General features: G+C 60.0%; 19 protein-coding genes and 1 pseudogene. 10 read left to right on the top strand and 10 right to left on the bottom strand.

Annotation, left to right across the window (positions count from 1 at the left end; all coding sequences use genetic code 11):
* Positions 1–26 precede the first annotated feature (26 nt).
* The 4 genes from ACTG2G_RS11855 to ACTG2G_RS11840 form a co-directional block, all read right to left on the bottom strand.
* Complete coding sequence (locus ACTG2G_RS11855; protein WP_201937656.1) at positions 27–1,112, bottom strand: polyamine ABC transporter substrate-binding protein; 1,086 nt, start codon at positions 1,110–1,112, stop codon at positions 27–29.
* 114 nt (positions 1,113–1,226) lie between these two features.
* On the bottom strand, positions 1,227–2,324 hold the full coding sequence (locus ACTG2G_RS11850) for an extracellular solute-binding protein (RefSeq protein WP_201937706.1): 1,098 nt from the start codon (positions 2,322–2,324) through the stop codon (positions 1,227–1,229).
* Between the two features lie 53 nt (positions 2,325–2,377).
* Positions 2,378–3,739, bottom strand: a complete 1,362-nt coding sequence (locus tag ACTG2G_RS11845; protein WP_439985463.1) for an aspartate aminotransferase family protein — start codon at positions 3,737–3,739, stop codon at positions 2,378–2,380.
* Positions 3,740–3,916: 177 nt separating this feature from the next.
* Entirely contained in the window at positions 3,917–5,248 is a 1,332-nt protein-coding gene (locus ACTG2G_RS11840; protein WP_088868211.1) for a glutamine synthetase family protein, read from the bottom strand.
* Between the two features lie 479 nt (positions 5,249–5,727).
* On the opposite strand from ACTG2G_RS11840, the gene ACTG2G_RS11835 reads away from it, so the two are divergent.
* From ACTG2G_RS11835 to malZ, 9 genes are all read left to right on the top strand, one after another.
* Complete coding sequence (locus tag ACTG2G_RS11835) at positions 5,728–6,114, top strand: TraR/DksA family transcriptional regulator (RefSeq protein ID WP_005356952.1); 387 nt, start codon at positions 5,728–5,730, stop codon at positions 6,112–6,114.
* A 147-nt stretch (positions 6,115–6,261) separates the two neighbouring features.
* The gene (locus ACTG2G_RS11830; protein ID WP_439985462.1) at positions 6,262–7,119 is read left to right on the top strand and encodes a hypothetical protein; all 858 of its coding nucleotides are present in this window, start codon (positions 6,262–6,264) and stop codon (positions 7,117–7,119) included.
* A gap of 62 nt (positions 7,120–7,181) precedes the next feature.
* The gene (locus tag ACTG2G_RS11825; RefSeq protein WP_201954191.1) at positions 7,182–7,628 is read left to right on the top strand and encodes an Mpo1 family 2-hydroxy fatty acid dioxygenase; all 447 of its coding nucleotides are present in this window, start codon (positions 7,182–7,184) and stop codon (positions 7,626–7,628) included.
* A gap of 26 nt (positions 7,629–7,654) precedes the next feature.
* Positions 7,655–8,149 carry a CreA family protein gene (locus tag ACTG2G_RS11820; RefSeq protein WP_005355485.1) on the top strand — a complete coding sequence of 165 codons (495 nt, stop codon included), beginning with the start codon at positions 7,655–7,657 and terminating at the stop codon, positions 8,147–8,149.
* Positions 8,150–8,223: 74 nt separating this feature from the next.
* Positions 8,224–9,213, top strand: coding sequence for a 2-hydroxyacid dehydrogenase (locus ACTG2G_RS11815; protein ID WP_421387084.1), 990 nt, complete (start codon positions 8,224–8,226; stop codon positions 9,211–9,213).
* Between the two features lie 92 nt (positions 9,214–9,305).
* Complete coding sequence (yegD, locus tag ACTG2G_RS11810; protein ID WP_100652295.1) at positions 9,306–10,667, top strand: molecular chaperone; 1,362 nt, start codon at positions 9,306–9,308, stop codon at positions 10,665–10,667.
* A 165-nt stretch (positions 10,668–10,832) separates the two neighbouring features.
* Positions 10,833–11,249 carry an META domain-containing protein gene (locus tag ACTG2G_RS11805; RefSeq protein WP_005340725.1) on the top strand — a complete coding sequence of 139 codons (417 nt, stop codon included), beginning with the start codon at positions 10,833–10,835 and terminating at the stop codon, positions 11,247–11,249.
* A gap of 88 nt (positions 11,250–11,337) precedes the next feature.
* On the top strand, positions 11,338–12,168 hold the full coding sequence (locus ACTG2G_RS11800) for an HDOD domain-containing protein (RefSeq protein ID WP_042054255.1): 831 nt from the start codon (positions 11,338–11,340) through the stop codon (positions 12,166–12,168).
* 5 nt (positions 12,169–12,173) lie between these two features.
* Positions 12,174–14,003 carry a maltodextrin glucosidase gene (malZ, locus tag ACTG2G_RS11795; protein WP_439985461.1) on the top strand — a complete coding sequence of 610 codons (1,830 nt, stop codon included), beginning with the start codon at positions 12,174–12,176 and terminating at the stop codon, positions 14,001–14,003.
* Between the two features lie 98 nt (positions 14,004–14,101).
* On the opposite strand, the gene ACTG2G_RS11790 is transcribed toward malZ, so the two are convergent.
* Positions 14,102–14,635 (bottom strand): ATP--cob(I)alamin adenosyltransferase, encoded by a 534-nt coding sequence (locus ACTG2G_RS11790; RefSeq protein ID WP_421387082.1) that lies wholly within the window; start codon positions 14,633–14,635, stop codon positions 14,102–14,104.
* Positions 14,636–14,725: 90 nt separating this feature from the next.
* Complete coding sequence (locus ACTG2G_RS11785; protein WP_439985460.1) at positions 14,726–15,871, bottom strand: DUF5610 domain-containing protein; 1,146 nt, start codon at positions 15,869–15,871, stop codon at positions 14,726–14,728.
* A gap of 170 nt (positions 15,872–16,041) precedes the next feature.
* On the opposite strand from ACTG2G_RS11785, the gene trmA reads away from it, so the two are divergent.
* Positions 16,042–17,175 carry a tRNA (uridine(54)-C5)-methyltransferase TrmA gene (gene trmA / locus ACTG2G_RS11780; protein WP_439985459.1) on the top strand — a complete coding sequence of 378 codons (1,134 nt, stop codon included), beginning with the start codon at positions 16,042–16,044 and terminating at the stop codon, positions 17,173–17,175.
* Between the two features lie 67 nt (positions 17,176–17,242).
* On the opposite strand, the gene ACTG2G_RS11775 is transcribed toward trmA, so the two are convergent.
* The 4 genes and pseudogenes from ACTG2G_RS11775 to mglB form a co-directional block, all read right to left on the bottom strand.
* Positions 17,243–18,976, bottom strand: a complete 1,734-nt coding sequence (locus tag ACTG2G_RS11775) for a methyl-accepting chemotaxis protein (RefSeq protein ID WP_439985458.1) — start codon at positions 18,974–18,976, stop codon at positions 17,243–17,245.
* 51 nt (positions 18,977–19,027) lie between these two features.
* The gene (gene mglC / locus ACTG2G_RS11770) at positions 19,028–20,038 is read right to left on the bottom strand and encodes a galactose/methyl galactoside ABC transporter permease MglC (RefSeq protein ID WP_005342585.1); all 1,011 of its coding nucleotides are present in this window, start codon (positions 20,036–20,038) and stop codon (positions 19,028–19,030) included.
* Positions 20,039–20,054: 16 nt separating this feature from the next.
* Positions 20,055–21,574: pseudogene (mglA, locus tag ACTG2G_RS11765) on the bottom strand (galactose/methyl galactoside ABC transporter ATP-binding protein MglA).
* 53 nt (positions 21,575–21,627) lie between these two features.
* Positions 21,628–22,614, bottom strand: coding sequence for a galactose/glucose ABC transporter substrate-binding protein MglB (gene mglB / locus ACTG2G_RS11760; RefSeq protein ID WP_005340747.1), 987 nt, complete (start codon positions 22,612–22,614; stop codon positions 21,628–21,630).
* Positions 22,615–22,653: the final 39 nt, after the last annotated feature.

Here is a 22,653-nt window from a genome sequence, read left to right as displayed (position 1 = left end):
TTGGCGCCCCAGAGCGGGCACCAAGGTCAGGTACCGGACTTGATCTTGCTCCAACTCCGGGTGATTTGACGCTGTACCGCGCGGGAATGTGCCTCCTGCACATAGAGCCGCTCCAGCACAGCCTGAGGCGGATAAACCCCCTCATCATTGCGCACCGTCTCATCCATGAACTCGCCAGCCTTGGCATTGGGGTTCGCATAGCCCACATAATTACTGACCTTGGCGATCACCTCGGGCTGCAGAACATAGTTGATGAGAGCATGTGCCTCTTTGACATTGGTGGCATCAGACGGGATCGCCATCATGTCGAACCAGAGATTGCCCCCCTCTTTAGGAATGCTGTAGGCAATCTTCACCCCCTTGCCGGCCTCGTCGGCACGGGCTGCCGCCTGCAAGATGTCGCCGGAAAAGCCCGCTGCCACACAGATATCGCCGTTGGCGAGATCACCTATGTATTTGGAGGAGTGGAAGTAGGCCACATAGGGGCGCACCTTGAGCAACTGCGCCTCGGCGCGCTTGATATCGGCCGCGTCCTGGCTGTTGGGGTTCAGTCCAAGGTAGTTGAGGGCAGCCGGGATCATCTCGTCTGCCGAGTCGAGGAAGGCGACGCCGCAACGGGAGAGCTTCTCCATGTTTTCCGGCTCGAAGATGGCCGCCCAGGAGTCGATCTTGTCGACCCCCAGCACCGCCTTGATTTTGTCGACGTTGTAGCCGATGCCGTTGGTTCCCCACAGATAGGGCACCGCGTACTGATGGCCCGGATCCACCTTCTCGAGCTGCTTGAGCAGCACGGGATCCAGGTTGGCCAGATTGGGCAGCAAGCTCTTGTCCAGCTTCTGGAAAGCCCCCGCCTTGATCTGCTTGGAGAGGAAATTATTTGAGGGCACCACCAGATCGTAACCGGTCCGTCCGGTCAGCAACTTGCCTTCCAGGGTTTCGTTGGAGTCAAATACGTCATAGACGGTCTTGATCCCGGTCTCCTGCTGGAAATCGCTGAGGGTGGTCTCGCCGATATAGTCAGACCAGTTGTAGAAATGGAGCACAGGGGCTGCCTGGACTGCATTCGCCAATCCCATGGTCAGCGCTATGGTTAGCAATCTGGTTGTATTCACGGTGTCAGTTCTCCTGTTCAGTGGTTGACCGTCTGCGCATCCATTCGCGCGGCCCATCCGGATGGATGGCATCACTACCCTCCCGGCCGAACTGCGGACCGGGAGGGGTATTCGTTACTTACCGGACTTGATCTTGGTCCAGCTGCGGGTCATCAGACGCTGCACCTTGGCCGGCAGATCCGGGAAGGTGTAGATCTTCTGCAAGGTTGCAGAGTCCGGATAAACCCCCGGATCGGTACGGATCGCCTCGTCAACCAGCGGGGTCGCCGCCTTGTTGCCGTTAGGCGCCTGCACCTGATTGGTGATGTTGGCGATCACGTCGGGCTTCATCAGATAGTTGATGAAGGTGTGGGCCGCCTCGACGTTCTTGGCATCCGCCGGGATGGCGATCATGTCAAAGAAGCTGCCAGCCCCCTCTTTCGGAATGGTGTAGGTCAGTGCCACGCCATTTTTGGCTTCCGCCGCCCGCGCCTTGGACTGCTGCAAATCCATGGAGTAACCGACAGCAACACACAAGTTGCCGTTGGCCAGATCCGAGATGTACTTGGAGGAGTGGAAATAGGCGGTATAGGGACGGATGGAGAGGAACAGCTCCTCGGCCTTCTTCAGCTCGTCCGGCTTCTGGCTATCCGGTTTGAAGCCCAGATATTGCAGGGCGGCCGGTAACATTTCGGTCGGCGAGTCGAGGAAGGAGACGCCGCACTCCTTCAGCTTGGCCATGTTCTCCGGCTTGAACACCAGATCCCAGGAGTTGAGCGGCGCATCGGCCCCCAGTACGGCCTTCACCTTCTCGGCATTGTAGGCATAACCGATGGTGCCCCACAGATAGGGGATGGAGTACTGGTTGCCCGGATCGCTCGGGTCGAGCGCCTTGAGCAGGTCGGTATCCATATTTTGCCAGTTGGAGAGCTTGGACTTGTCCAGCTTCTGGAACACGCCAGCCCTGATCTGTTTGGCCAGGAAGGGGTTGGACGGCACCACGATGTCGTAGCCGGATTTACCAGCCAGCAACTTGGCTTCCAGTACCTCGTTGCTGTCAAACACGTCATAAACCACCTTAATGCCCGTCTCCTTCTGGAAGTTTTCCAGGGTATCCGGGGCGATATAGTCGCTCCAGTTGTAGACGTGCAACACCTTCTCTTCAGCCATTGCTCCGGCACTTGCCATGACCAGAGCCACAGAGGCAGCGATCACTCCCGTTTTGAAAGACATCATCCTTGTCTCCTAAGCAAATTGTATGCGCATGCCAACCTGCCTGGCGGCAGCTATTCCTTCAGCTTTGCAGCCGTCAGATCCAGACTGAGCCTGGCTAGCTTGACCAATTCATCAACCTGTTCCTCGGTGATCACCAAGGGGGGCGATATGATCATGGTATCGCCTACCGCCCTCATCACCAAGCCATTGTTAAAACAGAATTCCCGGCAAGTCATCCCGGCATTGGCATGGGCCGGGAAACGCCGGTTGGTCTGCTTGTCCTGGACGATTTCCAGGGCGGCGACCAGCCCGCGGCCACGGGTTTCACCCACCAGCGGGTGGTCAGCCAGCTCTGCCCAGCGGCGCTGCAAATAGGGGCCGATGGTATCATGCACTCGCTTAACTATGCTCTCCTTTTGCATAAGCTGGATATTGGCCACCGCCACCGCGCAAGAGACCGGATGGCCCGAGTAGGTGAAGCCGTGGTTGAACTCGCCCCCCTCTTCCACCAGCCCCTTGGCAACCCGGTCACTCACCATCACAGCGCCGAGCGGCAGATAACCGGAGGTAATCCCCTTGGCCAGACACATCAGATCCGGCTTGATGCCAAACCCTTCGCTGGCAAACCAGTGGCCGGTACGGCCAAAGCCGCAGATCACCTCGTCGGCTATCAGCAAAATGCCGTAGTGATCGCAGATGCGCTGGATCTCCGGCCAGTAGCTGTCAGGCGGAATGATGACACCGCCCGCCCCCTGGATCGGCTCGCCGATAAAGGCGGCCACCTTCTCCACCCCCAGCTCCAGAATCTTCTGCTCCAGCTGACGGGCCCGCTCCAGCCCGAACTCGTGGGCACTCATCCCCTGCCCCTCACCGAAGTGATAAGGCTGGTCGATGTGCACTATGCCGGGAATGGGCAGACCACCCTGGGCATGCATCCCTTTCATGCCACCCAGACTCGCCCCCGCCACGGTGGAGCCGTGATAGGCGTTGTGGCGGCTGATGATCACCTGTTTTTCCGGTTGCCCCTTGCTGGCCCAGTAGTGGCGCACCATCCGCAGCACGGTGTCGTTGCACTCGGAGCCGGAGCCGGTAAAGAAGACATGGTTGAGATGGGCTGGCGTCACCTCGGCCAGCAGGGTCGCCAGCTCGATCACCGGCGGGTGAGCGGTCTGGAAGAAGAGGTTGTAGTAGGGCAACTGCTGCATCTGGCGGGTAGCGGCATCCACCAGCTCCTGGCGGCCATAGCCCATATTGACGCACCACAGGCCCGCCATGCCGTCGAGAATGCGTTTGCCCTCGGAATCTTCCAGATAGACACCGTTGGCTTTGGTAATGATGCGCGAACCCTTCTTGTTCAGGGCCTGAAAATCGGTAAAGGGGTGCAGGTGGTGGCTGGCATCCAGTTGTTGCCACTCACGGGTTGTCTGCTGCATTTGTTGCTCCTCGGTTCCTTCGATTTAGCAAGATTCAGTCGTCAAACAGTCAGGCGGGCTTGCATGCTTGCTTGCAGCCACAACCACTCACAGGTGGCTGCCGCCACCTGACTCACGTTCCGGTCTCTTCGATACAGGGATCGGGGAGGCCGACTCCGGCCCCCCCGTTACAGGGGATCAGACGTTCAGCAGCAGGAACTCCCGCTCCCAGCGACTGATCACCCCGAAGTAGGTCTCGTACTCTTTGCGTTTGACCGCGACGAAGGCGCGGGTGAAGCGCTCACCCAACATCTCCTTGATGGGCTCGCACTGTTCGAGATGGCTGAGTGCCTCCTCCAGCGAGCGGGGCAGGCTGTAGGGCAGGTCATAGGCGCTCGACTTCATCTCCGGCAGCGGCTCCAGCTTCTCCATCATGCCGAGATAGCCACAAGCCAGAGTGGCGGCCAGCGCCAGATAGGGGTTGGCATCGGCACCGGCGAAGCGGTTTTCCACCCGCCGCGCGCTCGGGTCGGAGAAGGGCACCCGCAGGCCACAAGTGCGGTTCTCGACCCCCCACTGGACGTTGCGCGGCGCGCTCTCGCCAAAGGTGAGGCGGCGGTAAGAGTTGACGTTGGGGGCCAGCAGGGCGGTCACCGCAGGGGTATATTTCTGCAGACCGGCGATGAAGTGCATGAACTGTTCGCTGTTGCCGCCGCTCGGGGTACCGAACAGGTTGTGGCCGTTCACATCTTCCAGACTCTGGTGGATGTGCATGGCCGACCCCGGTTCGTCGCTCATCGGCTTGGCCATAAAGGTGGCATAGATGCCGTGGCGGTGAGCGGCTTCACGCATGGTGCGCTTGAACAGGAACACCTGATCCGCCAGATCGATGGCATCACCATGCAGGAAGTTGATCTCCATCTGGGCGGCGCCCGACTCGTGGATCAGGGTGTCCACCTCCAGCTCCTGCGCCTCGCAGTAGTCATACATGTCTTCAAAAATGGGGTCGAACTCGTTGACCGCATCGATACTGAACGACTGGCGGGCGGTCTCAGGGCGGCCGTTGCGACCGACCGGCGGCACCAGCGGATAGTCGGGGTCCTCGTTGCGGGTGACCAGATAGAATTCCAGCTCGGGCGCCACCACCGGCTTCCAACCCTGCTTCTCGTAAAATGACAGAACCCGACGCAGCACGGAGCGCGGCGCGATGTCGATCAGCTTGCCGTTGACGTCGAAACAGTCGTGGATCACCTGGGCAGTGGGCTCCAGCGCCCAGGGGACAAAACGGATGGTGTTGGGGTCGGGATAGAGCTGCATGTCCCGCTCCAGCGGGTCGATCATGCTGTCGTCATCCGGATATTCGCCGGTCACCGTCTGGGTGAAAATCACCTCGGGCAGACGCATGCCCCCTTCACGCAAAAACTTGTTGGCTGGGATGATCTTGCCCCGGGCGTTGCCGGTGAAATCCGGGAACAGGCACTCCACTTCCGTGATGCGATTGCTCTCCATCCAGCCTTTGATACTGTCCATGTTAAACCCCGACTTTACGGTTGCCATTGGCAAGGGTGTCTAATATATGGAACACCCTTGTTATAAAATTGTAATCAACATCACCATAAAAGCCCGCCATCAAGGGCAATGTCAAGCGGGCGTGTTTAAAAAACTATAAATAACGGCGCATATAATGACCAAGGCGGCACCAAATACTAAACACTCAAATCCGTACGAAGCCCCCCCTCTCATCGTTGCAAAGGCGATGCCAACAGAGGGTGAAGCAGGCGCCAGATCCCGACCAATCCCCCGCAGGAACGGACTATTTTTTTGCAAGGGCGCACAATCCTTATCCTATTTGCTTTGCTTGGCTGCATTTTTTTGGTACAAGGCCCGCCCTGATTTGCACTCTCTTGCATGAAACAGGTGCAAATCGGGATACAAGGGCTTGGTCTGTAGGCAGACAGCCCCCATAAACAGGGATAATTGGGTTAGTAAACTGACTGGTAGTTAATCGTATGTGTGATTTCATGACTGAAGACCAACTGGCCTTTTACAAGGGGCAGATCGAGCGACAGATCGTCGAGCTCGAAGAGCGCCTGAACTCCCAGGCCAGCCAGGCCATCGCCACCGACACCAACGAGATGGCTGATGAAATTGACCGTGCCAGTATCGAGGAAGCCCGCCGTCTGGAGCTGAACCGCATCGAGCACGACAAGCTGCACCTGCGCAAGCTGCGGGGCGCATTGAAGCGCATCAGCGAAGGGGATTTTGGTTACTGCGAATCTTGCGGTGACGAGATCTCCCTCAAGCGGCTGCATGCCCGTCCGGAATCCCGTTTCTGCGTCGAATGCCAGAGCACCAAGGAATTTAACGATACCCACGTGTTCCGTCGCGTCGCCTGATTCTTCGAAGAACCGTCACCATTCTGGTGCAACAGACGCCAGCAAGACAGGGCCCTACGCTCAAACCTTGCACAACGCCTCGCAGCAAGATGGTGACAAGTTCTGTTAGACTCCGGACACCTTCCGGAATCTACAGGAGAACAGAGAGTGAAATGGCTCATCAAGCTGTGTTTGTGCCTGCCACTGCTGGCACAAGCACAGGTTCTGACGGTCAAGGTCCCCAGCCGTCCCGTCAACAATCTTGACCAGGAGTACCAGTACAAGCTGCTGGAACTGGCCCTGACCCGCTCCGGGCAACCCTTTCGCATCCAGCCTGTCGAACTCGACCTCAACCAGTTCACCCTCCAGCAGCAGCTGAGCAAGGGCAAGACCATCAACGTCTTCTGGATGGGCACCTCCAGCGAGCTCGAATCCTCCCTGATTGCCGTCCCCATTCCGCTGTTTCGCGGGCTGGAAGGATTGCGGCTGTCCTTCATCCACGCGGATGATCAGGAGAAGTTCAACCAGATCAATAACCTAGCCGACCTCAAACAGCTGAAGGCGGCGCAAGGGGTCGGTTGGGCCGATAACAAAATTCTGGAAAATGCGGGTATCCCGACCTTATCCGGCCGATACAGCAGTCTGTTTCGCCTTATCAACGACGGCGACAAGATCGACTTCTTCCCGCGCGCCCTGGTGGAGATCTTCGCCGAGCGCAGCGAACTGGTGGCGCAGTATCCCAATCTCGCCATCGAGCAGCATCTGCTGATCCGCTACCCCTTTGCCCAGTTCTTCTTCATCAGCCCCGAATACCCCAAGCTGGCCAAGGCGATTCAGACCGGGCTGGAGCGGGCCTATGCCGATGGCAGCTTTATGAAGTTCTTCAATGACAACCCCAAGATCCGCGAAGCGCTCGCCAGCGCCAACCTCGATCAGCGGGTCACCATCGCCCTGCCCAATCCGGATATGACCCCGTTGCTAAAATCCATTCCGGCCCAATATTGGGAGTATCCACCGCAAAGATAAGCATCCCGAGCGCCTGGCCACGAAGGTCAGGCAGCGAGAACACAGTGCGCCAGGGAGGTGCCATGAAGGGAATCCAGGAGTGGTTTGCGCAGTACGGCCAGAGCCATCGCCATCCGATAAACGTTGCCATCCACAAACTGGCGGTGCCGGGCATCTATCTCTGCTCGCTGGCGCTGCTCTGGTGTCTGCCACACGGGCCCTTGCCAGAGCCCCTCAACTGGGCGGCAGTGGCAGCCATTCCGGTGCTGCTGTTCTATTTGCAGCTGTCGTTTTCGCTGTTCGCGGGGATGGCCGGGCTGACCGCACTGGGACTGTGGGTCTGCCACCAATGGCAGGGGCCGCTGTTGTGGCCCGCCGTGGCAGCGTTCGTGCTGCTCTGGATAGCCCAGTTTGTCGGCCACAAGATCGAGGGCAAACGCCCCTCCTTCCTCGCCGACCTGCAATTTCTGCTGATAGGCCCCGCCTGGGTGCTTGCCAGCCTCTATCGTCGCCTGGGCATTCCCTATTGAGGAGTGCCGGGCCAGCAGGAGAGACCATGACACATAACCACACGCGACATAATGCCCTGCGCCGCGCCCTGCCCCTGCTGCTGGGGGCCCTGTTTGCCGGCCCGGCACTGGCCGACAAAGCCGACCCGGTCGGTGAAGTGAGCACCGCCTTCAAGCTGTTTGGCCCCAACCACAAGATCCTAGTGGAGGCGTTCGACGACCCGCGCATCGACGGCGTCGCCTGCTATCTGGCGCGCCCCAAGACTGGTGGCGTCAAAGGCGGGCTGGGACTGGCGGAAGATCCCTCCCACGCCTCCCTCTCGTGCCACCAGATCGGCCCCATCACCCTGCCCGAAAAGCTGAAGGCGGGGGAAGAGGTGTTCGATGTCAGCACCTCGCTGGTGTTCAAGGAGCAGAAAGTGGTGCGTTTTTACGACAAGAAACGCAATGCACTGGTTTACCTGACCTACAGCACCAAACTGGTGGATGGTTCGTACAAGAGTGCAGTCAGCGCCGTTCCCATCATGCCGTGGGGACAATAACCAGCCGGTTTGTCCGGTGATAGCTGACCCATTTTGTTGTAATTTGACGACACACACGCTGCGGAGCACATACCATGAAAGTCGCCGTATTCAGTACCAAGAGCTATGACAAAGAGCATTTCAACCAGGCCAACAGCCAGTACGGCTTCGACCTAGAGTTTTTCGATGTGCGGCTGGAGGCCAAAACGGCCCGACTGGCTCACGGCTTCCCAGTGGTGTGTCTGTTCGTCAATGACGATGCCGACCGCGAGGTATTGACCGAACTGGCTGCCAACGGCACCCAGGTGATCGCCCTGCGCTGCGCCGGTTACAACAACGTGGACCTGGCCGCGGCCAAAGAGCTGGGGCTGAAAGTGGTGCGGGTGCCCGCCTACTCCCCCGAGGCGACCGCAGAACACGCGGTCGGCATGATGATGTGCCTCAACCGCCGCATCCACAAAGCCTATCAGCGCACCCGCGACGCCAACTTCTCGCTGGAGGGGCTGGTCGGCTTCAACATGCATGGCAAGACCGTTGGCGTCATCGGCACCGGCAAGATCGGTCTGGCCGCCCTGCGCATCCTCAAGGGCTTCGGGGTTCGCCTGCTGGTCAACGATCCTTACCAGAATCCGGCAGCCATCGAGCTGGGTGCCGAGTACGTGGATCTCGATACCCTGTTCCGCCAATCCGACATCATCAGCCTGCACTGCCCGCTGTTCAAAGAGAACTACCACCTGTTGAACAAGGATGCGTTCGCCAAGATGAAGGACGGGGTGATGATCATCAACACCAGCCGTGGCGGTCTGCTCGACTCCAACGCCGCCATCGAGGCGCTCAAGACCTCCCGTATCGGCGCACTGGGGCTGGACGTCTACGAGGAGGAAGAGGATCTCTTCTTCTCCGACAAGTCCAACGAGGTGATCACCGATGACGTGTTCCGCCGTCTGTCCGCCTGCCACAACGTGCTGTTCACCGGCCATCAGGCGTTCCTGACCCGCGAGGCGCTGCACGCCATCGCCGATACCACCCTCGGCAATATCCGCGCCATCGAGATCCAGGGCCGCTGCGACAACGAAGTGGAATAAGGGCTCGCCCTCTCTTCGTCACGCGCCGGGTTGTGAGACCCGGCGCCTTCGGGTAGGCTAGCCCCCCTTTTTTATTCAGGAGTCTGGCGCCCATGTTTATCGGATTTGATTACGGCACCTCCAACTGTGCCGTGGCCGTGATGGAACAAGGTAGCCCCAGGCTGCTGAATCTTGGCGCATCCCGCTATCTCCCTTCCACCCTGCATGCGCCCCACCGGGATGCTATCGCCGGTCTGCTGGCCGAAGGGCTGGCACCCGCCCAGCAGGCGGAGTACCTCAAGCTACGTGGCCCCGTGGTCACCCGCGCCCAGACGGTTCGCCGCCAGATGCGGGAAGAGGGGCTGATCGACGAGCTGAGCTTTGGCGGTGCCGCGCTGGAGCGCTATCTGGAAGAGCCGGACGACGGCTACTACATCAAATCGCCGAAATCCTTTCTCGGCGCCTATGGCCTCAAGGCCCCCCAGATCGCCCTGTTTGAAGACATCGTCTGCGCCATGATGCTCCACGTCCGTCAGCAGGCGGAACAGCAGCTCGGCGCCCCGATCCGCCAGGCGGTGATCGGTCGCCCGGTCAACTTCCAGGGCCTGGCGGGGGAAGAGAGCAACCAGCAAGCTATCGCTATCCTGACCGAGGCGGCCCGTCTGGCCGGTTTCGAGCAGGTGGAGTTCCTCTATGAGCCGGTGGCCGCCGGGTTTGAATTCGAGGCGCGCCTCACCGAAGACGCCGTGGTACTGGTAGTAGATATCGGCGGCGGTACCACCGACTGCTCCATGCTGCGGATGGGTCCGAGCTACCGAGATCAGCTGGATCGCAGCGGCGATCTGCTCGGCCACAGCGGCCAGCGGATCGGCGGCAACGACTTCGACATCCGCCTGACGGTGGAGGGGATGATGCCGCTGCTCGGCATGCACGAGACCCTCAAGACCGGCAAGCCGCTGCCCCATCCGCTGTTCTGGGATGCGGCCGCCATCAACGACGTAAGTGCCCAGAGCCGCTTCTACAGCCTCGACACCGCCCGCCAGCTGCAGGATCTGCAGCTCGACAGCCAACCCGGCAGCAAGCTGGGACGTCTGGCCAGCCTGCGGGCCCACAAGCTGAGCCACCAGCTGGTATGGCGTGCCGAGCAGGGCAAGATCGCCCTCTCGGAGCAGGAGCTCAATCGCCAGTCGCTGGCCGAGCTGGAAAAAGGGCTGGAAGCGGAGCTGACCCGCGAACAGCTGGCCAACGCCTCGGCCCTGCTGCTGGAGAAGATTGGCGAGCTGATGGACGAAGCGATTGCCGCCGCCGGTGTGCAGCCGGATCGCATCTTCGTCACCGGCGGTAGCGCCCGCTCGCCGCTGATCGCCAGCTTTATCCGCCAGAAGCTCCCCTCCATCCCGCTTGAGGGGGGGGATGACTTTGGCTCGGTGGCTGCGGGTCTTGCCCGTTATGCCGAGCGGCTGTTCGCCAACTGAGCCCTGAGATAGCGTAAATCGATGGCAACATCACCAATGTGTTGCCATTAAGCGACAGTCGTGCGGGACAAGGGGCGACAGAAGCGGTCGGTCGTCCCCTCTCCCGCCCTGCTCCCGACTGCCCAAAAAGGGTATTCTTGACGCTCCCCCAACCGGAGCCCCCTCATGCCCAGATTGCCCTTTTTGCTGATCCCCCTGTTACTGCTCGCTGGCTGCAGCTCGACCGCCTTTGTTCAGCAAGATCTGCAACACCACCACTGGGTACTGAGCAAACTGGATGGCGAACCGATCAAGGCCCCCCGCGACAATCCCCCCGATTTCGAGATCGGCGAGCACTTCACCGTCAACGGCATCGCCGGTTGCAACCGCTACTTCGGTCAGGGCCATCTGGAAGATGACAAACTGTGGGTCACCAGTCTGGGCAGCACCGAAATGGCCTGCATGCCGCCGCTCGACACTATCGAACAGGCCGTGCTGACCACCCTTACCGAGGGTGCAACCCTGAGCGGCACCAGTCAGAACCTGATCCTGCAGGGCAAACAGCACCGTTTGGAATACACCTTGCGCGACTGGGTGTTCTAGCGCTCACAAAGCCGCATCACAAACAGGAACATGTTGTCCGGCTGTGGCACAATATGAGGCAGAGTTCGCAACGGAGGCTGCCTCAGCCATGTCGATGGATCGCCTGTTTGACAAGATCAAACAACTCCCCACTATTCCCAAGCTGCTGCACGAGTTGATGCAGAGCTTCAACGACGAGAATGCCCGCATCGACGAGATTGCGGCCAAGATCGCCATGGATCAGGTGATCAGCGTCAAGGTGCTGCGGATGGCCAACTCGGCCGCCCTGCGCCGGGGCAACGAAGTGACCTCCATCGAACAGGCGGTGATCCGGCTCGGCTTCAACCGGCTGCGCTCCGTGGTGGTCGCCTCCGGCATCATCGGTACCTTCAAGGCCCCGCCCAGCTTCGACAAGAACAAGTTCTGGACCGAGACCTTCCAGGTTGCCACCATCGCCAAAACCCTGGCGCAAGAGACCAAGGCACTGGATCCCGAAACGGCCTTTACCTGCGCCCTGATCCACAACATCGGTGAACTGCTGATCCAGAGCACCCTGCCGGAAGAGGCAGAACTGATCAATATGTCGATCCAGAACGGCAGTAGCCGGGTGGAGGCCCAGCGGGAAATGCTCGGCTACGACTATGCCCAGCTCGGCGCCGAGCTGGCGCGGCGCTGGAACCTCTCCGAGGCCTTCGTCGATGCCATCTCCCAACAGCTTGACCCGCTCTCCCACGATCCGGTCAGCAAGGAGGCGGTGCTGATCCGCCTCGCCGTGTTTATCTCCTTCGCCTGGAACGCGGGCGTGCCTGCCCAGGCCATCATCGCCCGCTTCCCCAAACCGCTCGCCGACCAGTTGGGACTGGATCCCAAGTCGCTGGCAGGCCAGCTCGAAACACTGCATGAACAGGGTAATGCCCTCGCCGATCTTCTGACTCAATAAGCATCATGACCCATCCGTTTCTGTTTCATCCCCAGGTGGCGCCCTGGTTCAAAGAGAGCGCCGACGCACTGCAATTGACCCTCTTTAGCGAGCTGGATGCGCCGATCCGCGAGGTATGGCTGCGCCACGAGCCGGATAACGAGGAGTACCTGATCCCGATGACGGCGGTCTCCACCCGCGATCGGCTGCAGGTATGGCAGGCGACTCTGCCGCTCATCAAGGGACAAGATATCCACCTCTACAGCTTCAAGTGCCTCACCGACGAGGAGCAGTGGTGGCTGCACGGGGCGGGCGTCAGCGCGTCCATGCCGCCACGGGAGCAACATTTTCGCTTCAACAGCCTGCACCAGCCACCGGCCTGGGTGCAGGATCAGGTGTTCTACCAGATCTTCCCCGACCGCTTCTGCAACGGCGATCCGTCGCTGAGCGTCAAGCATCACGAGTACGAGTACCGTGGCAAGGCTGTGATCAGCAAGGCGTGGGGCGAGCCGGTCAGCCGTCACGAAGAGGGCCACGGCGCCTGCGAATTCTATGGTGGGGATCTGGCGGGGATCGATGCCAAGCTGCACTACCTGCAATCCCTCGGGGTGACGGCGCTCTACCTCAACCCAATCTTCGATTCACCGAGCAACCACAAGTACGACACCCAGAACTACTTCAAGGTGGATGCCCATCTCGGCAGCAACGAGCAGTTCGCCGAGCTGACCCGCAACCTGCACCAGCGCGGCATGAAGATCATCCTCGATGCGGTGGTCAACCACACCTCTACCGAACACCCCTGGTTCTGCCCGCCACTGGGAGCCCAGAGCAACCCGGACTCCCCGTGGCGCAGCTTCTACACCTTTGACAAAGAAGGGGATTACGTCAGCTGGAAGGGCATTCGCAGCCTGCCCAAGCTCGACTTCTCCTGCGAGAAGGTACAGGACGCCGTCTATCGGGCCGACGACGCCATCCTCCGTTACTGGATGCGCGCCCCCTACCAGATCGACGGCTGGCGCTTTGACGTCATCCACATGCTGGGCGAGCGCGGCACCGCCGAGGGTAACCGCAGTCACGTGCGCGCCATTCGCGGGGCAGTGAAGCAGGAGAACCCGGATGCCTATGTGCTCGGCGAACACTTCTTCGAGGCGAGCCAGTGGCTGCAAGGGGATCAGGAGGACGGCGCCATGAACTACTACGGCTTCGCTCACCCGATCCGCGCCTTCCTTGCGGGGCAGGATATCGCCTACCATCCCATCAAGATCAGCGCCGAAGAGCTGGATCGCTGGCTCAAGCTGGCGCGGGCCCATATCCCGTTCAAGAACCAGCTGGCCCAGTTCAACCTGCTGGACAGCCACGATACCGCCCGCTTCCTCCACCTGCTGGGTGAAGACAAGCAGCGGATGCAGCTGGCCGCCACCCTGCTGCTCACCTATATCGGTGTGCCCTCCATCTACTACGGCGATGAAGTAGGGCTCTCCGGCGGCAACGATCCGGACTGCCGCCGTTGCTTCCCGTGGGATACCACAGACTGGGATCACGTGCTGCACGACCACTATCGTCGGCTGATCCAGATCCGCCGCCAGCGCCCCTCCCTGCGCCGTGGCGATATCCAGACCCTCTACGCCGGGCCCCACAGCTATGTGTTCGCCCGTACCCTGCAAAGCGATCAGGTGGTGGTGGCCTGCAACCGTCACCCGAGCGAGCCGCGCACCATCAGCCTGCCCCTGTGGCAGACCGCCAGCCCCGCCAGCCGTTTCACCGATGCCTTCAACGGCGAGAAGTTTGAAGTGGTGCAGGGCGAGGTGCAGCTCACCATCCCCGCCAACTCGGCCCGGGTGCTGATCTCCAGCTGAGCGAGCAACTTACGCGCTGAAAACAAAACCGGAGCCCAAGGCTCCGGTTGTTTATTCCGTTCAATCCACCATGACGTCTGGCCCTTAGCCAGCCACCATCAGTAGTTGATGCTGACGTAGGGTACTTCCGGCACCTGCCAGCACTGCTTGAGGTAGACGGTGAGCACGAAGAAGAAGTTGGCCAGCAGGTTGGCGAAGCGATAGAGAATGGGATCGAAGACCACCTCGCTCTCTTCCAGCCGCACCAGCAGCCGTACCACCTTCTTGCTGCCGCAGCGGCACAGATGGAGGGTGGGAATGGGCTGCGGCCCCTGTGGCAGCACAAAACCTGTGACGCTGCCGCGACTCGCCTCGTTGTAGTGGTCGTAACGGGCCTTGAGCCACTCAAGGTCTGCATCGAAGATCCCCAGCTTGCCGCGCACCGAGCCGTTGAGGTTGTAGATAAGCCGCTGCAGCGCCGCGAGATCCGCCATCACGGGCCGGGTATCCGCATCCGGCGCAAGGTATGACAGCACGGCCCCGACCTGACAGCAGAGCTCATCGGTGGCGATTTCAAAATCACATTTGAGCGAGGTTTCGAAGATAAAGGGGTAGCAGAGCTCGCGCTTGTCTCTTGGCTTCTTGGGGTTCATGGGGCAACCGGATTGGAAAAAAGGCCAGTTTGCCAGCCCCCACAGGAGCTGGCAAACGGCAGGTTATGGCTTGGGCTGCGCGCTGGCGGCTCAGACGCTCCTGCCGGCGGGCTCGGTGGAGGGCTGGAACTGGCCGATCATCCGCAGCGCCTCCAGCATCCGCTGGTTGAAGCTGGTAAAGCGATCGACCTGTGCCGGTTCCCCTTCCCCTCTCGCCGCCAGCACGGCCGGGGTCAGCGCCTGTTGCTGGGATGGTGGCAGCAGGGTATCTGCCTGTTTCTGCACCTGCTCCAGCTTGGGCAGGTAGTCGGCAAACGGCTTGAGCAGATCCTGCAGGGAGCTGGCCCCCTGATAGGTCTGGCTCAACTTGACGCTCTGCTTGAGTTTGAGGGAATAGGAGGCCAGCTGACTGTCGTCCAGCTTCAGTTCATTCGCCTTATCCAGCAGATCCTCGAAGTTGCCGGAGAAGAAGTTCCCCGCCAGCTCGTCGATCCCCTTGACCAGCTTGCCGATGGACTTCATCTCGTCGCTGTTGAGATCCCCCTCCAGTGAGAAGCTGAAGCTCTGACTCGATTTGAGGCTGAACTGACTGCCGCTCTCATCCTTCTGGGACTTGGTCTGCCAGCTGTCGTTGAAGCGCAGCACCACCTTGTCGCCATCCTTGGTCTGAATCTCCAGATACCCCTGCTGGCGACTGGCCATCTCGGCCTGTCCCATGTCGGTCGGAGAAACCTTGCCGAAGAACTCCTTCTCGAACTCCTCGAGCCCTTTCTGGATCAGCTTGTAGCTCTGATCGATACCGGTTTTGATATCGTCGTTGTCAGTCGCCCACTTACCGAGCTGCTTCTTCGCCTCGTCAAAGCCCTTGTCGACCCCCTTGCGGGCCTGCTCCATCATCCCGGTCAGGTCGTCGTCGGATTTGCCATCGGCCCGCGCGGCACCAAGCCGCCCGGTCACGAACTGCAGCACGTTGTCCGCCACCGACTGGAAGTCAAACAAGGTCTCAGGGGTGATCTCTTCGGGCTCTTTCACCTTCGGCGCCTGATAACCCTGGCCGTTGATCTCCAGCGAGAACTGCAACGCCTGCTGGATCAGCACCTGCGCCCACTTGGGCGGCTTGTGCAAGGAGACCTCCTCCTCCTCGCTCTTGACCTGTTTCTGCTCCGCCTGTTGGGGCGATTTGGGAGAAACACCCACTCCCTTGGGTTGGGCTGCGCCCACGCCTTCGATCTGCATAATGTGTCCTCCCACCATGCCTGTAGATCAGCTATCGGCCTGACTGAACACTTCTTGACCACAAAATGCTGGACAATCTGCGGCTGGCTTTTAAAATCGGGCCCCTTTGGGTGGCCTGTTGCCTTCCCCCGATTTCGACCCGGCCCGGCCGGTGTGCATGTGAGGTATTTATGACCCAATCCCAACAGCCTTCCGCGAACGCTCCGGCGCCTAGAACCGCGGCCGACTATCAGGCCCAACTCGACGAAAAGCGCGCTCGCCTCACCGAGCTGTTTGCCGGCTTCACCCTCCCGGCGCTGGAAGTGCACAGCTCACCGGCGGAGTACTACCGGATGCGCGCCGAATTTCGCATCTGGCACGAAGGGGATGACCTCTTCCACTGCATGTATGCCCCGGCGACCAAAGAGATCATCAAGATAGACCACTTCCCTACCGCCAGCCGCCTCATCAACCAGTTGATGCCGCTGCTGCTGGAGGGGCTGCGCCCACACCCGGTGCTGCGCCGCAAGCTGTTCCAGATCGACTACCTCTCCACCCAGTCCGGCCAGATCATTGTCAGCCTGCTCTATCACCGCAAGCTGGAGGCCGAATGGCAACAAGCCGCCGAAGCGCTGCAGGCCGACCTGCGCGCCAAAGGGTTCGAGCTGCAGCTGATTGGCCGCGCCCACAAGCAGAAGATCTGTCTGGGGGATGACTTCGTCATCGAACAGCTCAACGTGGCGAGTCGCCAGCTCACCTACAAACAGGTGGAGAACAGCTTCACCCAGCCCAACGCCGCCATCAACGAGCAGATGCTGGCCTGGGCGCTGGATGTGACCAAAGAGAGCGAAGGGGACCTGCTGGAGCTCTATTGCGGCAATGGCAACTTCTCCATCGCGCTGGCGCAGAACTTCCGCAAGGTGCTGGCCACCGAAATCGCCAAGCCGAGCGTCGACTCCGCCCAGTTCAACATCGCCGCCAACGGCGTCGACAACCTGATCATCCTGCGTATGTCGGCCGAGGAGTTCACCATGGCGATGCGTGGTGAACGGGAGTTCAACCGCCTCAAGGGGGTCGACCTCAAGAGCTACCAGTGCAACACCATCTTCGTCGACCCGCCCCGCGCCGGTCTCGACGATGCCACCGTCAAGCTGGTGCAGGAGTACGACAACATCCTCTACATCTCCTGCAACCCCGAGACACTGCAGGCCAACATGGCCGTGCTGGGGGAAACCCACGAAATCGCCCGTTTCGCCCTGTTCGACCAGTTCCCCTGGACCCATCATATGGAAGCCGGGGTCTATCTGCGCCGCAAGGCCGGTTGATTCAGGCAGACAGGAAAACAACAACAGGGCCGGATGGCCCTGTTTTGTTATTGACTGAACACCGGCCTCACTCCAACCGGAAGTGGCCCACGATCTCCCGCAGCCGGTCGTAGGTCTGCTGCATCGCCGCAGAGCTGGCGACCGTCGCTTCGCCATTGTGGGTCAGCTGGCGGATCACTTCGGCAATGGCGCTCATGTTGCGATTGATCTCTTCGGCCACCGCGCTCTGCTGTTCCGCCGCCGTGGCGATATGGCTGATGAGATCGTTGATCTCCACTACTTCCCCCGCCATTAGATCCAGCGACTCGTTGACCCTGGTGGTGTTCTCGGCCGCCCCCTGACAGCTCTGCTTGGTGTTGCCCATGGCCTCCACCACAGTTCGGGTGCCCCGCTGCAGACTGGCCAGCATGGTCTGGATCTCGGCTGTGCTCTGCTGGGTGCGGGCAGCGAGGGAGCGCACCTCGTCTGCCACCACCGCAAAACCGCGCCCCTGTTCACCGGCGCGGGCCGCCTCGATGGCGGCATTGAGCGCCAGCAGGTTGGTCTGTTCGGCAATGCTGCCGATCACCCCGAGCACTGAGCCAATCTGCTGCACATCCTGCTGCATCACCTCGATGGAGCGGGCAGTGGCTTCCACTTCGTCTACCAGCGCCATCACGCTGGCCATCGCCTGATCCACCACCTGACGGGACTGGCTCGCCAGCTGCTGACTCTGGCCGGTGAGCTGGGCGGTGCTGGCCGCACTCTCGGAGACGGAGACCGCGGTGCGGCTCATCTCGTTGATGGCGGTCACCACCTGCTCGGTCTCGCGCACGTGGTCCGCCAGCAGGGACTGGGCGGCGCCGGTCTGGTTGGCCAACCCCTCGATGCCGCTGTTGAGCTGGCCGCTCGCCTGCCGCACCTCCCCCATCATCTCCTGCAACCGCTCGATAAAGCGGTTGATCCCGGCCGAGATCTGGCCAAGGTCATCCTTGCTGGTCACCGCCAGTCGGCGGGTGAGATCGCCGCTGCCGCGAGAGAGCTCCAGCACAAGATCCCGCAGCGAGAGGATGGGGCGATATGCCACATTGAGCGCCAACATCGCCAGCACCATCACCACGATCGCCACGCCGCACAGCGCCATGATGATCTGGCCGTTGAGAGCCCGGGTCATGGCCCTGATGTAGTCAAGATCGATGTAGCCGGTCAGCGTCCAGCTGCTGCCGCGAATATCCAGCTGGTTGGGGCGCGCTTCGCTCTCCCCCTGCGGCTTGCTGTCATAGAGGCTGTTGCCCTGACTGTCGGCCAGCGAGAAGTAGCGGCCATCGCCACTCATCTTCTCCAGCAGGCTTTTGAACTCGCTCATGTCGAGGTAGTAGAGATAGGCGGAATCGGCACCGCGTGGCACCAGAATGGTGATGACCGGCTTGCCATCCACCTGTTGCAGCGGGCTGACGGTGATCTGGTTGTTGGCGGCGGGGATCAGCTTGCGCAGGGCATCGACCTTGGCGTTGTCGTTGATGACCCCATTCACATCGAAGGCCATGTCGCCGATCACCTTGACGATGTTGTGAAAGCCGGTCTCTTGCAGGGTCTTCTTGACGTTGGTCACCCCGAAGTTGAGGTTGGCGGCCAACAGAATCTTCTGATTGATGTCGCTGGCCAGCTTCTCTTTGACCAGAGTGATCTGCTCGTTGATGTTGTGGGTGGCCTGAGTGCGAATATAGCCACTGATGAAGTGGTTGACGCTAAGCCCGGCAGTGCCGATGGTGACCAGAATGGCCAGTAGCAGCAAGAGGTAAATCTTGACCTTGAATGGCATGGGTTCCCTCCAGAAGAGAGGGCTGGCAACGCCAACCCTCCCTGCCAATCGTTATTTCTTCTTGGCGTACTTCATGGAATCCAATGCCACCGCCAGAATGATGATGCCGCCCTTGATGATGAACTGCCAGTAAGGGCTGACCCCGATATAGGTCAAACCATAGTTGATCAGGGTGAAGATAAGTACGCCGGTAATCACACCCGCGACCGTTCCCACCCCGCCAGCAAACGACACCCCGCCCACCACGCACGCCGCGATGGCATCCAGCTCGTACATGAAGCCGAGGTTGTTGGTGGCGCTACCGATCCGGCCCGCTTCCAGCATGCCGCCGAAAGCGTAGAAGACCCCCGCCAGCGCATAGATCATCACCAGATTGACCGCCACATTGACGCCGGAGACCTTGGCAGCCTCGGGGTTACCGCCGATGGCGAAGATGTTTTTGCCAAAGCGGGTCTTGTTCCACAGCACCCAGACAAAGACGCTGGCGATGGCTGCATAGAAGGTGAGATAGGAGAGCTTGAATCCTCCTATCCGGATAAAGCCCTGGGCGAAGCTGGAGAAGCGGGGATCAAACCCGGCCACCGGCGAGGCCCCTACCGAGTCAAAGTAGAGGGAGTTGATACCGTAGACGATGATCATGGTGCCCAGGGTGGTAATGAACGGGGTGACGTTCAGGTAGGCCACGATCAGACCGTTGACCAGACCAATCAGCGCCCCCACCACACACACCAGCAGGATCACCGCAGGAATGGGCACCTCCCCCAACGTCGGGAACACCTTGTTGACGTTGGTCAGCGCCTGCAACATGGTTGCCGCTATGAGTGCCGCCAGACCAACCTGACGACCGGCCGAGAGATCCGTCCCCTGGGTGATGATGATGCCCGCCACCCCCAGCGCTATGATGACCCGCACCGAGGACTGGGTCAGGATGTTGCTGAAGTTGGTGAGGCTCAGGAAGGAGGGCTCCTGGATCACGATGACCATGAGCAGCACCAGCAGCACCAGATAGATGGCGTTTTCCTTGAGCGCCTGCATCAGATTGAAATTTTTAGCCGACTCCATAAATGTCTTCCTGTCTCTAGAGGTACAGAGATGCCAGGCGCAGTATCTCGCTCTGGTCAGTTTCTTTGGTATTGACGATCCCGGCGACCCGGCCGTTGCTCATCACCATGATGCGGTCGGTGATCCCCAGCAATTCCGGCATCTCTGACGAGATGATGATGATCCCTTTGTCCTTCTTCGCCAGCTCCAGGATGAGCTGGTAGATCTCGAACTTGGCCCCGACGTCGATGCCGCGGGTGGGCTCGTCGAGCATCAGGATCTCCGGCTGGGTCAGCAGCCAGCGGCCGATGATCACCTTCTGCTGGTTGCCCCCGGAGAGGGAACCTATCTGGGTCTGCTGGGTCGGCGTCTTGACCCGCATGGAGTCGATCACCCACTGGGTATCGCTCTTCATCTTGTTGTCGCTGAGCAGCCCCATGGAGCCCTTGTAGCTGTCCATGTTGGCGATCAGGGAGTTGAAGGCGATATCGAGCCGGGAGTAGATACCGGTGGAGCGGCGCTCTTCCGTCACCAGCGCAAAGCCGTTGCGGATCGCTTCGTGGGCGTTGTGGTTGGCTACCTCTTTGCCGTGCAGCTTGATGCTGCCCTGACTGCGATCACGAATACCGAACAGGGTCTCGACGATGTCGGTGCGCTTGGCCCCCACCAGTCCGGCGATGCCGAGGATCTCCCCCTTGTGCAGGTTGAATGTCACATCCTGAATGGAGGGCTGGTTCTTCGCCGTCAGGTGTTCGATCTCGAGGATCACCTCTTTCGGCTGGTTGGTCTTTTCCGGGAAGCGCTGGGTCAGTTCACGGCCGACCATCATGCCGATGATCTGATCCATGGTCATGCCCTTGAGCGGCTGGGTTGCCACCCACTGACCATCCCGCAATATGGTGATCTCGTCACAGAGCTGGAAGATCTCCTCCATCTTGTGAGAGATGTAGACGATGCCGCACCCCTTCTCCTTCAACTTGTTGATGATCTTGAAGAGGTGGTTCACCTCTTTCTCGGTCAGGGAGGAAGTAGGTTCGTCCATGATGACGATCTTGGCATCGTAGGAGAACGCCTTGGCGATCTCGATCATCTGCATCTGGGAGACCGACAGGGTCGCGACCTTCACCTTGGGGTCGATGTCGATATCCAGCTCATCGAAGATGCGCTTGGTGTCGTCATACATCTTGCCGTGGTCGATAAACCACCCCTTGGTGGGGTAGCGGCCGAGCCACATGTTGTCCATCACGGTACGCTGCAGCACCAGGTTGAGCTCCTGATGCACCATGGAGACGCCATTTTCCAGCGCCTCTTTGGAGGAGGTGAAGTTGATCTCCTGCCCCTTGAAGAAGATCTTGCCCTGATCCTTCTCGTAAATGCCGAACAGGCACTTGAGCAGTGTGGATTTTCCGCTCCGTTCTCGCCCATCAACGCATGCACAGAATGAGGACGGACCCGTAAATTGACATTATCGAGTGCCTTGACGCCGGGAAAGCTCTTACTGACGTCAATCATCTCCAACAGCCATTCTGATTGTTGCTGTGTTGTCATATCAGCCATCACATCTGGTTGAAAAAAGGGCAAGGGGATCTCCCTTGCCCTGGAGGAGGGAATTACTCGAATTGGGACAGGTTGTCTTTATCCACACCGACGTAGGCAACACGTACTACCTTGTCGACGATATTCCACTTGGTGCCTTCACCGGCCGGTTTGCCTTCAGCCAGATTCTTGGTCAGCTCGAAGGTGGCTTTGGCCTGGTTGGCCGCATCGTTCAGCACGGTACCCGCCATGGCACCGCTCTTGACCATGGCCAACGCTTCCGGCAGCGCATCGACGCCGAATACCGGAATGGCAGTCTTACCCTGGGCTTTCAGTGACTCGACTGCACCCATTGCCATGCCGTCGTTGTTGGCGATGACCACTTCGATCTTGTTGGCGTTGGGGCCGGAGATCCAGGCGTCCATCTTGTCTTTCGCCATGGCGGTATCCCACATACCGGTATCCATATGCAGTTGTTCAGTCTTGACGCCGCCATCGTTCAGGGTCTTGACCACGTAGGAGGTGCGCGCTTCGGCATCCGGGTGGCCCGGCTCCCCTTTCAGCAGCACGAACTGGATCACGCCATCCTTGTTCAGATCCCACTCCGGATGGGCTTTCCAGTGTTTGGCAATCAGCTGACCCTGGATGATCCCTGACTCCTTGGAGTCGGTGCCCACGTAGTAGGCCTTGTCGTAGCTGGCCAGATCGGTAGCGCTCGGCTCCTTGTTGTAGAAGACCACCGGGATATCTTCGCCACGGGCTTTCTCAATCACCACCGGTGCCGCAGCCGGGTCTACCAGGTTGATGGCCAGCGCCTTCACCCCTTTGGCCAGCAGCACGTCGATCTGGTCGTTCTGTTTGGACTGGTCATTCTGGGAGTCGTTCATCAGCAGCTCCACCCCCGGAGTGGCTGCCGCCTCCTTCTCGATGGCCTTGCGCACGACCGCCATGAAGTTGTCGTCATATTTGTAGACGGTTACCCCGATACGGGTGTCAGCCTGGGCATTGGCTCCAGCCATCATGCCCATCAGCAGGGCGGCAACTGTGGTCAGTTTTTTCATTATGTGTGCTCCGATGTGTCTATCTGTGTTGTAGGGTGG

The organism is Aeromonas sp. 55A, assembly GCF_051919665.1.
In the GTDB taxonomy this organism is placed as follows: domain Bacteria; phylum Pseudomonadota; class Gammaproteobacteria; order Enterobacterales; family Aeromonadaceae; genus Aeromonas; species Aeromonas veronii.
The sequence above is the reverse complement of the archived record's forward strand: the minus strand, read 5'-3'. Positions and strand labels throughout refer to the sequence as shown.